The following is a 13,962-nucleotide window of genomic DNA, read 5'->3' as shown; positions in this document are numbered from 1 at the left end:
CCCGCCGCCGGTCTGGAGGCCGAATGCCGCCCGTCGGCGAAAGCACCGAGAACACCGAAGAGGACTCCCGATCGAACCGCCGCCCAATCGAACTCATCGACTCGCCGGCCTTCCAGCGATCCCAGATCTCAGCCCGCTGGGCCGCCGAATAGTAGATCCGCCGCCGCTGCTTCATCACCCACGCTCCATCTCCAAAGGAAAAGTAGCGTGTTGCGATTACCGATTGAGACCACCACCCATTGGAGACACTACCCTGTGGTCGACGGCGCCCCTGTACGCGCTGGAATTTGCGCTGGCTTCTGCAGAGGGGCAGCCCTGGCTTGAGCGGCCCTAAGGGGCGCTCGCTGCGTCTGCGGCATGGACGCTGTAAACGCGTTGGCCGTAACCGTTACAGCGGATGCGGGACTTGACAGAGATTTCTCCGATCGAAGGCGAGGCACCTTGGCGTAGCGCCTCGCCTTCGATACCGGGCTTATCTCGGCGCGAGGCGTTCCAGCTCGTTCAGGCGCTTCAGGGCAGACTGCTGCTGCAACAGCCCGTAGTTGATGCCGGAGGCGTTCAGCGAACTGCCGGCCTGGTAGGGATACTGGCCGAAGTCGGAGAAGAACTCCTTCACCTTGGTCTGGACCGGCACCAGCAGCCACATCTGCTGGCCAAAGAACTTCATCGACTCGCCCCCCTCCTTCATGCCGCGCTCATAGGGATCCATGCGGAGATTGGTGATCATCGCCCATGAGGTCACTTCTCGCGTGGCGGTCGCGATATTGCCTTCGCTGGCAACAGCGAAGCTGACCTTCCAGTCATTCCAGCGCAGCGCATTGAGATTGCCGCCCTGGTCGAAGTAGAACACCGTCTCGCGCGGCCCCTTCTTCTCGTCGCCCTTCAGGAAGGGCATGAAGTTGTAGCCATCGAGATGGACCTTGAAGGTCTTGTTGCCGCTCTGGAATCCGGTCTTCATCTTCTCCTTGACGTCGCCGAGGCCGGCGGCGGCGCAGAAGGTCGGGAACCAGTCCATCAGCGTGATCATCTCGTTGACCTGCGTGCCGGGCTTCACCACGCCCGGCCAGCGCACCATCATGGGAATGCGGAAGCCGCCTTCCCAGGTCGTGCCCTTCTCGCCGCGGAACATCGTCATCGCACCGTCCGGCCAGAGCGCGATCTCGGCGCCGTTGTCGGTGGTGTAGAGCACGATGGTATTGTCGGTGATGCCGAGATCGTCGAGCTGCTTGAGAAGCTGCCCGACATGCCCGTCATGCTCGGCCATGCCGTCGGCATGGATGCCCATGCCGGTCTTGCCCACCGATTCTTTTTTGAGATGGGTGAAGACGTGCATGCGCGTCGAGTTGAACCAGCAGAAGAACGGCTTCTGAGCCTTCACCTGCCGGTCGATGAAGTCCTTGGCACCGGCCAGGAATTCCTCGTCGACGGTCGGCATGCGCTTGGTGTCGAGCGGGCCGGTATCCTCGATCTTGCCGTCCGCGCTCGATTTGATCACGCCGCGTGGGCCGTACTGGCGCTTGAAGGCCGGGTCCTTCGGGTAGAAATAGCCCTCCGGTTCCTCCTCGGCATTGAGATGGTAGAGATTGCCGAAGAATTCGTCGAAGCCGTGGCGCGTCGGCAGGTGCTCGTCGCGGTCGCCGAGATGGTTCTTGCCGAACTGGCCGGTGGCATAGCCCGCGGTCTTGAGCGCGTCGGCGATCGTCGGCATCCACTCGGCAATGCCATGCGGATCGCCAGGCATGCCGATCGTCAGAAGGCCAGTGCGGAACGGTTCCTGCCCGATGATGAAGGAGGCGCGGCCGGCGGTGCAGCTCTGCTGGCCGTAGGCATCCGTGAAGATCGCGCCTTCGCTGGCGATACGGTCGATATTGGGGGTGCGATAGCCCATCATCCCCATCGTGTAGGCGCTGACCTGCGGGACGCCGATGTCGTCGCCGAAGATGACGAGAATATTGGGCTTTCTTCCGCCGGCCGATGCCGCTGGAGCGGGCGCCGGTTGCTGGGCCTGCGCCGTCTGGACCGGCGCGCCGGCAAGATAACTCGACGTCGCCGCGAGCACGGTCCCGCCGAGAAGCATCGAGCGTCGATTTAAGGCAGCGTCCTTCGAAGAGCGTTCATCCTTGGATTCCACGACATGTCCTCCACCACATCCCTCGGGGTCGGCATAGATAACCTGCGCCTTGCGCCGAAGGAGCCTAGGACGGTGTCCGCTGTCGTGCAGCGCTGTAACGGTTACGGAAGCCGCTTACCCGGCGCGCGGCCTCACAACTCAACTGAACTCCTGTCGAAATGCTCGTGAGGGGCCATATTTCGCAAATCGCTTGATCCGCTCATCCCATCTCGGGCATCAGCGGCACCGGATTTTCCCGCCCACTCAGTCCAAAAGAAAAGCCCCGCGGCACGCTTGGTGCCGCGGGGCTTTCTGCTTCCGAGACGGGGCCTTAGCGCGTGAACTTCTTGTACTGAATCCGCTTCGGGATGGTGGAGTCGATGCCCAGCCGGCGCTTCTTGTCTTCCTCGTACTCGGCGAAGTTGCCCTCGAACCACTCGACATGGCTGTCGCCCTCGAAGGAGAGGATGTGGGTCGCGATGCGGTCGAGGAACCAGCGATCGTGGCTGATGATCACGGCGCAGCCCGCGTAATCCTCCAGCGCCTCTTCCAGCGCCCTGAGCGTGTCGACGTCGAGGTCGTTGGTCGGCTCGTCGAGCAGCAGGACGTTGGCGCCGCTCTTCAGCATCTTGGCGAGGTGGACGCGGTTGCGCTCGCCGCCCGAGAGCGAGCCGACCTTCTTCTGCTGGTCGCCGCCCTTGAAGTTGAAGGCCGAGCAATAGGCCCGCGAATTGATCTCTTTCTTGCCGAGATAGATGATGTCGTTGCCGCCCGAGATCTCTTCCCAGACGTTCTTCTTGTCGTCGAGCGAGTCGCGGCTCTGGTCGACATAGCCGAGCTGGACGCTCTCGCCGATCTTGATCGTGCCGGCATCGGGCTTCTCGACACCGGTGATCATCTTGAACAGCGTCGTCTTGCCGGCGCCGTTGGGGCCGATCACGCCGACGATGCCGCCCGGCGGCAGCTTGAAGGACAGCCCGTCGATCAGCAGCTTGTCCTGGAAGCCCTTCGACAAATCCTCGAAGTCCACGACGTTGTTGCCGAGCCGCTCCGCGATCGGGATGATGATCTGGGCGGTGTCCGGCCCCTTGTTCGAGGCCTTCTGCACCAGTTCGTCATAGCGCTGGATGCGGGCTTTGCTCTTGGCCTGCCGGGCCTTGGGCGAGGCCGAAACCCACTCCTGCTCACGCTCAAGCGTCTTCTGGCGCGAGACGTCCTCGCGGCCTTCCTGGGCGAGCCGCTTCTGCTTCTGCACCGACCAGGCCGAGTAGTTACCCTCGTAGGGGATGCCCTGGCCGCGATCGAGCTCGAGGATCCAGCTGGTGACGTTGTCGAGGAAGTAGCGATCGTGGGTGACGATCAGGATCGCGCCCGGATAGCTGCGCAAATGGCCTTCGAGCCAGGCGGTGGTCTCGGCGTCGAGATGGTTGGTCGGCTCGTCGAGCAGCAGCAGCTCGGGCTGCTCCAGCAGCAGCTTGCAGAGCGCGACGCGGCGGCGCTCACCGCCCGAGAGCTTGCCGACCTCCCAGTCATCAGGCGGGCAGCGCAGCGCATCCATCGCCTGGTCGACCTTGGAATCGAGGTCCCACAGCCCCTTGGCCTCGATCTCGTCCTGGAGATTGGTCATCTCGTCGGCGGTCTCGTCCGAATAGTTCATGGCGAGTTCGTTGTAGCGGTCGAGGATCGCCTTCTGCGGCGCGACGCCGAGCATGATGTTGTCGCGGACGTTCAGCGTCTCATCGAGCTTCGGCTCCTGCGGCAGGTATCCGACGCGCGCGCCCTCCGCGACCCAGGCCTCGCCGGTCCACTCCTTGTCGAACCCTGCCATGATCTTGAGCAGGGTCGATTTACCGGCGCCGTTGACGCCGAGCACGCCGATCTTGGCGTCCGGGTAGAAGGACAGGTGGATGTCCTTCAGCACCTGCTTGCCGCCCGGATAGGTCTTGGACAGGCCACGCATATGGTAGATGAACTGGCGGGACATGGGGCGAGCGGGCTCCGCTTTCAGACGCTTGGCGACGAGATGTCGGGAAATCTGGCCGCTATGTAGCGAGCGGCGCCGCTGGCCGCAACCGCATCGGGCGATTGCGGCGGGCAAGCGCGTCCTGAACAATGCAGGCGCAAACCGGCCGGGGCCCATCCGACATGTCAGAGCAGAACGGCAAGGCCACGATCGAACTCAGGCTGCGCGACGGCGCGCAGCTCTTCAACACGCTCGACCCCTTCCCCTTCCGCGAGGGCGACATCGCGGCGGAGGCCGATGCGTACATCGTCGATTGGGCGCGCGACCTGCCGAAGGACGCGCCGATCGCGATCGTGATCCATCTCGAAAGGGCCGATGCCGCCGACCGGCCGGTGCCCGATCTCGCCACGGCGATCACCAGCTGGTTCGCCAGCCGAGCGCGCACGGAAACCCAGGCCCTGCGCGAGCTGTTTCGCGACGGGCGCCTGGCCTTCGCCATCGGCTTTGCCGGCCTCGCCGCCTGCCTGTTTCTAAGCTGGCTGCTGACGCAAGGCAGCGAAGGCCCCTTCGCGCGCGTCTTCCAGGAAAGCCTGATCATCATCGGCTGGGTGGTGATCTGGCGCCCGGCCGAGATGTTTCTCTACGACTGGGTGCCGATCCTGCGCCGCAGGAAGCTGTACCGCCGCCTGGCTGGCGCGCATGTCGAGATCCGGCCGGACTGAATCGCCGTGCGCGGTCCGGTTCACGAAACCGCCAGAGCGCTTCCCACGGCCCGCCATTTGCCTGATCGTCGCAGACGAGTGAAAAGCGGGAGCCGGTCGATGAATCTGTCGCGCACCTTCGGCCTGTTGGCTTTCGTCGCCGCCGCCTTCGGCTTTGCCCCCGCATCGGTCCACGCCCAGTCTGAAGAACCGGGCTGCCGGCCGGAGATGGCGAGCCTGAAGCTGCCGATCCAGCGTATCAACCTGGCGGAGGACGAGGTGCGGCTCACCTTCGTCGGCCACGCGACCTTCCTGATCGAGACGCCGGGCGGGATGAAGATCGCGACGGACTACAACGATTATGTCCGTCCCCCGGTCACGCCCGACATCGCCACGATGAACAAGGCGCATTCGACCCATAATTCCCGCAGCCCCGACCCCGCCATCAAGCGCGTGCTGCCCGGCTGGGACGTTTCGGGACAGGGCGCGGCGAAACACGATGTCACGCTCGGCGACGTCCGCGTCCGCAATGTGCCGACCAATATCCGCAGCTATGACGGCGGCACCGACTATGACGGCAACTCGATCTTCGTCTTCGAGATCGGCGAGCTCTGTATCGCCCATCTCGGCCACCTGCATCACCCGCTTGAGCCCGGCCATCTGCGCGCGCTCGGCCGCGTCGACATCGTTCTCTTCCCGGTCGACGGCAGCTACACGCTCGACCAGGACGGCATGCTGGAGGTGCTGAAGACGGTCCAGGCCCGCGTCATGATCCCCATGCACTTCTTCGGCGGCGGCACTTTGAACCGCTTCCTCGCCCGGACGCAGGACCTCTGGCCGGTCGAGCGCCGCGGGCAGTCGACGATCACGCTGAGCAAGGCCACGCTGCCGGCGAAGCCCACCATGATCGTGCTGCCCGGGCATTGAGTCCTTGCCGCCATTCTCGGGCGCGACCCGAGACTCTCAGGCCGGAAAAGGCTTCTGCATCATCTGGTCACGAGATGCTCGGGCCAAGCCCGAGCATGCCATTCAGGTGTTGACGCCGCCGTCGATGGCGAAGCCGGCGCCGGTGATGAAGCGGCCTTCATCGCTCGCGAGATAGGCGACGGCACCGGCGATATCCTCCGGCCTGCCGTAGCGCGGGATCGCCATGCGCGACCGCTGCGCCTCGGCGCCCGGACCATCGGCCGGGTTCATGTCGGTATCGGTCGAGCCGGGATGGACGATGTTGACGGTGATGCCGCGCGGGCCGAGATCGCGCGCCAGACCCTTGGTGAAGCCGATCAGCGCCGCCTTGCTCATCGCATAGAGCGTGATGTCGGGCTCGACCACGCGGTCGGCGAGGCAGGAGCCGATCGAGATGATCCGCCCGCCCTCGCCCAGATGCGCGGCGGCAGCCTGCGAGGCCAGCACCACGGCGCGGACGTTCACGGCGAGCGTGGCGTCTATATCGGCGAGGCTCCAGTCCGCGACCGGGCCGCCACGATAGATGCCGGCATTGTTGACGAGGATGTCGAGCCCGCCGAGCGCCTTCGCCGCCTCGTTCACCGAGCGCTTCACCGCTTCGGGATCGGCGCTGTCGGCCGCCACCGCGACGCCCTTGCGGCCGAGAGCCTCGATCGCCTTCACGATTTCGGCCGCCTTGTCGGCCGAACGCTCATAGGTCAGCGCGACATCTGCGCCTTCGGCGGCCAGCCGCTTGGCGATGGCAGCGCCGATTCCGCGGCTGCCGCCAGTGACGAGCGCGCGCTTTCCAGCAAGGCGTGACATGGGAAACTCCATTTATGTTACGATCGATACATAAATACATGAGGCGCTTGCCCGGGGCGTCAAGAGAAATATATATCGATCGACACAGAATAACTTCGAGGGGCAGGCGACATGGCCGAGCGGGGCCGTCCACGCAGTTTCGACCGGCAGGCCGCGCTGGAGCGCGCCATGGATGTGTTCTGGGATCGCGGCTACCAGGCCGCGTCGATGAGCGACCTCACCGACGCCATGGGCATCAACTCCCCGAGCCTCTATGCCGCCTTCGGCAGCAAGGAGGAGCTCTATCGCGAGGCCATCGGCCATTTCGCCGCGACCGAAAGCGACGACATCCTCGCGCCCTTGAGCGACGCGCGGACAGCGCGGGCGGCGATCGAGGGCTATCTCATGGCGAGCGCCGCGACCTTCACCCGGCCGGGTCGCCCGCCCGGCTGCATGGTCGTGCTCTCGGCGGTCAACGCGGTCGGCGTCGGCGAGGAGACGAGCCGCATCCTGCGCGAAATGAGGGCCGGCAGCGTCACGATGATCGAGGAGCGGCTGAACCGGGCCATTACGGCCGGCGAACTGCCCGCTTCGCTCGATACGCACCCGCTCTCCAGCTATTACGTCACTGTCCAGCAGGGCATGTCGATCCAGGCCCGCGACGGCGCTTCGCGCGCAACGCTGGAAGCGATCGTGCGCGGAGCCATGGCGGCCTGGGACAGCCTGACTCAGCCGCGCGACGCCGCAGCTTGATCCTCGCCGTTAACGCCTCGCTGAGGCTGATCCCAGGCTTTCCTTGCCGTAGCGGCCGATCGCGGCATCCTGCCTGCAATCGGGAGACCGCTCCATGCGCCGCATCGCCGCCTTCGCCTGCCTGCTCGCTGTCGCCGCCCTGCTGCCCATCCAGGCCGAGGCCGCCCGCTTCCGCTCCGGGCGCGGCGGTTCCGCTCCCGCCACCAAGACCAGCCACAGCATCGTCGTCGTTCCCGGCGCTGCAGGTATCGCCGGCGCCAAGGCCGCGGAAGCCGGCCAACCCGAGCGAGCGCCCTTCCCGGCCTCCGGCGCGCCGCGCGAGGAGCCTGTCCTGCTCCGCCTGACCGCCAATGAAGGCGCTCAGAAGCCCTGGTGCCGGACCGATGTCGTGGTCGGCGGCTTCTGCATCCTGAACTGACCCCGGCGCTTCAGTAGTCGCCGCCGAGATCGTCCGGCAGGTTGGCCGGCATCTGCCCCGGCCGCTTCGGCTTGGTCAGCGGCGTCGGCGTCGGCGTGTTGTGCCGCAGCAGTTCGCGCCCCGCATAGAAATCTCCCGCCAGCTGCAGGTCGAAGCGTTCCTCGTCGCGCCGGCGCACATCCGCCTCGATCTCCTCGGCCTCGTCCGCGGGAACGCCGAGGCATTTGAGCAGCGCCGTGCCGAAGACCATCGCCGATTCCAAGGTCTCGCGGATCTGGTAGTCGACGCCGGCATGGACCAGGTCGAGCGCATGGCCGCGGTCATAGGCGCGCACGAACAGCTTGGCATGCGGGAATTCGGCCTGCGCCAGCTGCACGATCGCATCCGCCGTCTGCCGCCGCTCGACGCAGACCACGATGACCTCGGCCCGCTCGGCCCCGGCGGCATGGAGGATGTCGCGCCGCGTCCCGTCGCCGTAATAGAGCTTGAAGCCGAACTGCGACGCGGCGCGGATCATGTCGACGTCGAAATCGATGATCGAGACGCTGATGCCGCGGGCGAGCAGCGCCTGGCTGGCGACCTGGCCGAAGCGGCCGAACCCCACGATCAGCGCCTGCGCCCGCAAGCCATCCGCCACCTCGATGCCGTCGAGATCGGTCTTGGGCGCCGGCAGGAAGCGGTCTAGCGCCAGCGCCAGCAGCGGCGTCAGCGCCATGGAGATGATGACGGTGCCGCTTGCGATTGCGGTGATGCGCGGGTCGAATATGCCGGCCGCCGCCGCAGCCGCGTAGAGCACGAAGGCGAATTCGCCGCCCTGCGAGAACAGAGCGACGCGCGTGATCGCCTCGCGCCAGTCCGAGCCGAAGATCTTGGCGACGATGAAGATGCCGAGCGCCTTGACCGCCATGAAGCCGATGACGGCAACCAGGACGAGCCGCCACTCGTGCGAGACGACCGCGAGGTCGAGCGACATGCCGACGGCGAGGAAGAACAGGCCGAGCAGGATGCCGCGGAACGGCTCGATGTCGGCTTCCAGCTGATGGCGGAAGGTGGATTCCGACAGGAGCACACCGGCGAGGAAAGCGCCCATTGCCATCGACAGCCCGCCAAGCTGCATGGCGAGCGCCGCGCCGAGCACGACGAGAAGCGCCGCGGCGGTCATCACCTCGCGGGCCTCGGCGGCCGCCAGCACGCGGAACATCGGGTTTAGCAGCCAGCGCCCCGCCGCGATCAGCCCGCCCAGCGCCCCGCCGGCGATGGCGAAGGAAACCCAGGCGTGCTCGGCGCTGCCGCGCTGCGGCGACAGCAGCGCGACGATCGCGAGCAGCGGCACGATGGCGAGGTCTTCCAGCAGCAGGATCGAGACGGCTTTCTGGCCCTGCGGCGTCGAGGTCTCGCCGCGCTCGTTCAGCATCTGCATGACCACGGCGGTCGAGGACAGCACGAAGCCCATCGCCGCGATGAAGGCGACCTTGACGTCGAGTCCGCCGGCCATGCCGAACAGCGTCAGCAGGAAGCCGCAGGCGAGAACCTGCGCGATGCCCAGCCCGAAGATGCTGCGCCGCAGCCCCCATAGCCGCGAGGGCTGCATCTCCAGGCCGATGACGAAGAGGAACATCACCACGCCGAATTCGGCGATATGCAGGATGCCTTCCGGGTTGGAGAACAGCCCGAGGCCGAAGGGGCCGATGACGATGCCCGCGCCGAAATAGCCGAGCACGGAACCGAGACCCAGCTTGCGGAAGATCGGAACCGCGACGACGCCCGCGCCGAGCAGCGCCACGACCTTCACGAGGTCGCCCGTCAATCCTGCCTCGGCCGCCATCCGTCCTCCTTCGCGCCGGCTCACCTCAACCGGTGCCCCAACCTAGAGCATGCGGTGTTGCGATGGAAACGCAGGTCATCCCGGCCGGAGCAAAGCGCAGAGCCGGGATCCAGGCCTGAACCGTGATTGGAAGCGCTCCGGCATGGATCCCGGGTCAAGCCCGGGATGACGGCGATGGTTCCATCGGCATTGAACCCCGAACAAGAAGTGGCGCAGCACTATCCCGCGCGGCTGACCCGCCCTTCCAGCGGATAGGCCGGATCGGAATAGCCCGGCGTCGAGGGGTGGCCCGGCGGCACGAGGCTGTCGACCAGCGCTTCGTCCTCCTTGTCGAAACCAGCATCGAGCGCCGCGAGATAGGCCTCCCACTGCTCGAAGGTGCGCGGGCCGGCAATGGCTGCCGTGAGGAAGGCGTTGTTCAGCACCCAGCGCACCGCGAACTGGATCGGCGTCAGCCCCTTCCTGGCGGCATGCTCCTTGATCGTCCGGGCGATGACGAGGCTCTCCTCGCGCCATTCGGCCTGCATGATCCTGCGGTCGCCACGCCCGGCGCGCGTGCCCTCCGCCGGTGCCTGACCGGGTGCGTATTTCGCCGTCAGAACGCCGCGCGCCAGCGGCGAATAGGAGGCTACGCCGAGCCCGAAATAGCCGCAGGCCGGCAGATGCTCGACCTCGGGCATGCGGTTCATCGCGTTGTAATAGGGCTGGCTCACGGCAGGTCGGTCGATGCCGAGCTCGTCGCAGAGCCGGCAGATCTCGGCCAGCCGCCAGGCGCGGTAGTTCGAGACGCCGAAATGCCGGATCTTGCCCTGCCGGACGAGGTCGGCGATCGCATGTACCGTCTCCTTCAGCGACGTCTGACGGTCCTCCTTGTGGAGGTAATAGATGTCGATCGTCTCGGTGCCGAGCCGGCGCAGGCTGTCCTCACAGGCCTGCATGATCCAGCGGCGCGACAGCCCGCCGCTCATCGGCCCCGGCCCCATCGCATTGGCCACCTTGGTCGCCAGCACCCAGTCGTAGCGGTTGGCGGCGATAGCCCTGCCGGTGATCTCCTCCGAGCGCCCCTCATTGTAGGCATCGGCCGTGTCAATGAAATTGATCCCGGCTTCGCGGGCGTGATCGACGATCCGGCGCGAGGCTGCCTCGTCGGTCGGGCCGCCGAACATCATCGTGCCCAGGCAGAGCGGCGAGACCTGGAGGCCGGAGCGGCCGAGGCGGCGATAATCCATGACGGTCATCCTTCGGATCGGAGATGGCGAAGCGTGCCGCAGCCTCCCCGTGGATTCCAGAGGCCATGACGCAGGCGCGCCCTGCGTAGCGCAGCCAACGGCAAGGAAATGCTTAATCTTTCCTGACAGAATGACTTGTCGTCACATGGCAGCCCGATGAACCTCGCCCAGCTCGTCAAGAGCCAGACCTTCGCCACCCTGCTGCAGGCGCTCGACGCGGCAGGCGAGCTGACGGCTGGCCGGACGGTACAGGCGAAGCTGCTCTCGCTGGAGCCGGACGGCACGGCCACGGCCGCGATCGGCGACACGAAGGTCGCGCTCGTCCTCGCCGGACCGCAGGCACGGCAAGCGGCGCTGCAGCCGGGGGCGACGCTGCTCCTGCGGCTCGACCCGCCCGAGCAGCCCGGCGGCGATTTACGCGCCACGCTGGTGGAAGTCCGCCCGCCAACCTCGCCATCCGGCGCTCCGATCGCACAGCAACCCCTCACGCCGCCGCCTGCGACCGGTTCTGCTGCTGCGCCTGCCGCCGTCCTGCCCGCTCCCGCGGCTGCCCCGCCCGCTTCCAGCTCGCCGCAGCCGAATCAGGCCCCGCAGCAACCCTCCGCTGGCAGCGCTCCACCCATATCTGTCGCAGCCGCTCAGCTGGCGCGCGCCACCGCAGAACCATCTGCCCCGGCACCCGCGACCGTGCCGCAGGGCGCTGCACCCGCTGCTGCGGCAATACCTGCGATTCCAGCGGCCCTGACCGCAGCCGCTGCGCGCCTGCTCGCCGGCCCCCTGCTCGGCGCCGTGCTGCATCGGCAGGACAGCCTCGCCCCGCTTTTCGCCAATCTGCGCGGCCTCGCGGAGGGTTCGATCGCGCTCGCGCTGCCCAAGACCCTGCTGCCGGCGATCGACCGCGTGCTCGCCCAGGCCGTGCCGGCCGAGCGCCAGCCTGTCACGGCGCAGCGCCTGAAGGAGGCGTTCCAGAGCTCCGGACTGTTCATGGAGGCCCACCAGGCGGCGGGCGAACCGCCACCGCGACAGGGCGACCTGAAGGCCAGCCTGCAGGCGCTGCGCGAGACCTTGCTGCCGATCGTCGAATCCCTCTCCCCGGATTCGAAGGCGACCCGCCTGGAACGGGCAGCCATTGCGCTCACCGCCGAGCAGCACACCGAGATCGCGCCGGGCACCGCCGCGGACCAAACGGCCCGTGCCGCCCCGCCCCGCCGCGACGGCCCGCTCCTGCCGCAACCCGCCACTGAGCCGACGCTTGCGCCTGGCGAAAAGCCGCTCGCCATCGCCGAAACCCTGCTCGGCCAGACCGAGGCGGCGCTCGACCGCATCAAGCTGACGCAATACGCCTCGCTGCCGCTGGAGCCAGCCCGCCAGGACGGCACCCAGCCGGCGCAACGCTGGCTCGCCGAGATCCCCATCGCCTTCCAGCATGGCACCGCGATGTTGCCCCTGCATGTGGAGCGCGAGGCGCCGCGCCGGGACGTACAGGGCGTGAGCCCGCCGCTCTGGCGCATCCGCTTCGCCCTCGATGTCGAGCCGATGGGCCCGCTGCAAGGCGTCGTCACCCTGCAGGGCCGCGATGTCGGCGTGACGCTCTGGGCGGAACGCGACGAAACCAGCCAGATCCTGCGCGGTGCGGCACCCGGCCTGGAGAGCGCCCTGCTCCATGCCGATTTTGCCAGCGGCGCCGTCGATGTCCATACGGGCCAGCCACGCGTGATGCAGCCGACGGCCGGCCAGTTCCTGGATCGCCTCTCATGAGCGCGCCGCAGCCGCCCCGCATCGCCGTCGCGCTCGAATATGACGGGCACGGGGCGCCGCGCGTCACCGCCAAGGGCCGCGGCGAACTGGCCGAGCGCATCGTCGCGACCGCGCGCGAGCACGACGTCGCCGTCGAGCAGAACGCCATCCTCGCTCAGGCCCTCTCGACGGTCGAGCTCGACGACCAGATCCCGGAGGAACTCTACCGGGCGACGGCGCAGGTCATCGCCTTCGTGCTGTCGCTGCGTGGCGAGATGCGCCGGCTGAACCGGGACGGCCATCGACCTTGACCACCGGAATCGTCGTCAGGCGCATCGGCCCTGCCGCCTACGCGGAGCTGGGACCGGCTTTCGCGGAGCTTGCCGGCCACGCGCTGGAGCCCAACCCGCATATGGCGCCGAGCGCCGTCACGGCCGCGACGATGCTCGTGCCTGAGGACGACATCATCGTGCTCTGCGCCTGGTTCAGCGAGGCGCTGGATTTCGAGCAACTGGTGGGCGTCTGGGCCTTCCGGCGCGAGCGCGATTGGCGCAGCGGCTTCGCCAGCGCCCTCGCCGCGCCGCTGGTGCCGCTCTACGAAGTCTCCTCCCTGCCCGTGCTCGACCGCGACCATGCAGCGGATGCGGCCCGGGCCCTGCTGCGTTATCTCGTCGCCTCCGGCGATCTGCCGCATACGCTGCTGCTGCCGCTCCTGCCCCTCGACGGCGCCTGCTACGCCACCCTCGCGGAAGCCTGCCGCCAGACCGGCAGCCGGATCTCGACCTATGAGCGCTGGGTCCGGCCCGTCATGATCCCCCAGCCAGGCGACGACTCCGAACGTTATCTGCGGCGCGCGCTGGGCTCCGGCTACAAGAAGCGGATGCAGCAGTTCCGGGCCGTCGCGAAGCAGGGTGCGTTGACCTTCCGCCGCAGCCGCGGCCGCGCGGCGCTGGACGCGCTCGATGCGTTCCTCACCCTCGAAGCCGCAGGCTGGAAGGGTGAGACCGGGACGGCGATCGCCTGCCTGCCGGCGGACGCCGCCTATATCCGCCGGATGGCCGAGCTCTTCGCAGCCGAGGATACCTTGCAGATCGACACCCTCCTGCTCGATGGCCAGGTGCTCGCCACCGGCCTGCTCGTCGAAAGCGGAGACCGCCGCCACTTCCTCAAGATCGCCTATGACGAGGCGCAGGCGCGCCATTCGCCGGGCCGCACCCTGACGATCGCGATGCTCCAGGCCGACCTCGCCGGCACGCCGCCCGCCCTCTTCGACAGCGGCGCGGGCGAAGGCGTCGATCCCGGCACCTATGTCTGGGGCGAGCGCCGCGAGATGGCCAACGCCATCATCCGCATCGGGCCCGGCAAGCCCGGCGCAGCGCAGGTCGCCGCCTTCAGCCGGATGTGGCTGCGGCGCCTGCGGGAGGCCGTCAAGGCTCGGTCGGGGCGGGCGTCTCCTCCGAAAGGGCGTTGAGTAACA

At 67.4% G+C, this 13,962-nt stretch carries 12 protein-coding genes; 7 read left to right on the top strand and 5 right to left on the bottom strand.

Annotation, left to right across the window (positions count from 1 at the left end):
- Positions 1-472: 472 nt before the first annotated feature.
- On the bottom strand, positions 473-2,077 hold the full coding sequence (locus AC1DVA_RS08615) for an arylsulfatase (protein ID WP_476805603.1): 1,605 nt from the start codon (positions 2,075-2,077) through the stop codon (positions 473-475).
- 364 nt (positions 2,078-2,441) lie between these two features.
- Positions 2,442-4,094, bottom strand: coding sequence for an energy-dependent translational throttle protein EttA (gene ettA, locus AC1DVA_RS08610; protein WP_265054202.1), 1,653 nt, complete (start codon positions 4,092-4,094; stop codon positions 2,442-2,444).
- Positions 4,095-4,255: 161 nt separating this feature from the next.
- Between ettA and AC1DVA_RS08605 the strand changes: the two genes are divergently transcribed.
- Together AC1DVA_RS08605 and AC1DVA_RS08600 are read left to right on the top strand one after the other, a co-directional pair.
- Complete coding sequence (locus tag AC1DVA_RS08605) at positions 4,256-4,795, top strand: hypothetical protein (protein WP_476805602.1); 540 nt, start codon at positions 4,256-4,258, stop codon at positions 4,793-4,795.
- A gap of 99 nt (positions 4,796-4,894) precedes the next feature.
- The gene (locus tag AC1DVA_RS08600; RefSeq protein ID WP_476805601.1) at positions 4,895-5,701 is read left to right on the top strand and encodes an MBL fold metallo-hydrolase; all 807 of its coding nucleotides are present in this window, start codon (positions 4,895-4,897) and stop codon (positions 5,699-5,701) included.
- Between the two features lie 102 nt (positions 5,702-5,803).
- Here AC1DVA_RS08600 and AC1DVA_RS08595 read toward each other — a convergent pair whose 3' ends face one another.
- The gene (locus AC1DVA_RS08595; RefSeq protein ID WP_476805600.1) at positions 5,804-6,544 is read right to left on the bottom strand and encodes an SDR family NAD(P)-dependent oxidoreductase; all 741 of its coding nucleotides are present in this window, start codon (positions 6,542-6,544) and stop codon (positions 5,804-5,806) included.
- Between the two features lie 111 nt (positions 6,545-6,655).
- On the opposite strand from AC1DVA_RS08595, the gene AC1DVA_RS08590 reads away from it, so the two are divergent.
- Together AC1DVA_RS08590 and AC1DVA_RS08585 are read left to right on the top strand one after the other, a co-directional pair.
- Positions 6,656-7,276: a TetR/AcrR family transcriptional regulator gene (locus tag AC1DVA_RS08590; protein WP_265054206.1), complete on the top strand. Its 621-nt coding sequence runs from the start codon at positions 6,656-6,658 to the stop codon at positions 7,274-7,276.
- Positions 7,277-7,370: 94 nt separating this feature from the next.
- The gene (locus AC1DVA_RS08585; protein WP_265054207.1) at positions 7,371-7,694 is read left to right on the top strand and encodes a hypothetical protein; all 324 of its coding nucleotides are present in this window, start codon (positions 7,371-7,373) and stop codon (positions 7,692-7,694) included.
- Positions 7,695-7,704: 10 nt separating this feature from the next.
- Here the strand turns inward: AC1DVA_RS08585 and AC1DVA_RS08580 are convergent, their stop codons facing one another.
- Together AC1DVA_RS08580 and AC1DVA_RS08575 are read right to left on the bottom strand one after the other, a co-directional pair.
- Positions 7,705-9,519, bottom strand: coding sequence for a monovalent cation:proton antiporter-2 (CPA2) family protein (locus AC1DVA_RS08580; RefSeq protein WP_265054208.1), 1,815 nt, complete (start codon positions 9,517-9,519; stop codon positions 7,705-7,707).
- A gap of 218 nt (positions 9,520-9,737) precedes the next feature.
- Complete coding sequence (locus tag AC1DVA_RS08575; protein WP_265054209.1) at positions 9,738-10,748, bottom strand: aldo/keto reductase; 1,011 nt, start codon at positions 10,746-10,748, stop codon at positions 9,738-9,740.
- Between the two features lie 156 nt (positions 10,749-10,904).
- Between AC1DVA_RS08575 and fliK the strand changes: the two genes are divergently transcribed.
- The 3 genes from fliK to AC1DVA_RS08560 are packed head-to-tail and all read left to right on the top strand — an operon-like array spanning position 10,905 to position 13,956.
- Complete coding sequence (fliK, locus tag AC1DVA_RS08570) at positions 10,905-12,506, top strand: flagellar hook-length control protein FliK (protein WP_265054210.1); 1,602 nt, start codon at positions 10,905-10,907, stop codon at positions 12,504-12,506.
- Positions 12,503-12,796 carry an EscU/YscU/HrcU family type III secretion system export apparatus switch protein gene (locus AC1DVA_RS08565; protein WP_265054211.1) on the top strand — a complete coding sequence of 98 codons (294 nt, stop codon included), beginning with the start codon at positions 12,503-12,505 and terminating at the stop codon, positions 12,794-12,796. The genes fliK and AC1DVA_RS08565 overlap by 4 nt, the downstream gene beginning before the upstream one ends.
- The gene (locus AC1DVA_RS08560) at positions 12,793-13,956 is read left to right on the top strand and encodes a GNAT family N-acetyltransferase (protein ID WP_265054212.1); all 1,164 of its coding nucleotides are present in this window, start codon (positions 12,793-12,795) and stop codon (positions 13,954-13,956) included. Before AC1DVA_RS08565 ends, AC1DVA_RS08560 begins: the two co-directional genes overlap by 4 nt.
- The last annotated feature ends 6 nt before the right edge of the window (positions 13,957-13,962 follow it).

It is taken from the genome of Allobosea sp. P4_C6, assembly GCF_056402015.1.
Note: the sequence above shows the minus strand (reverse complement) of the source record. Positions and strands in the feature narration are given on the sequence as shown.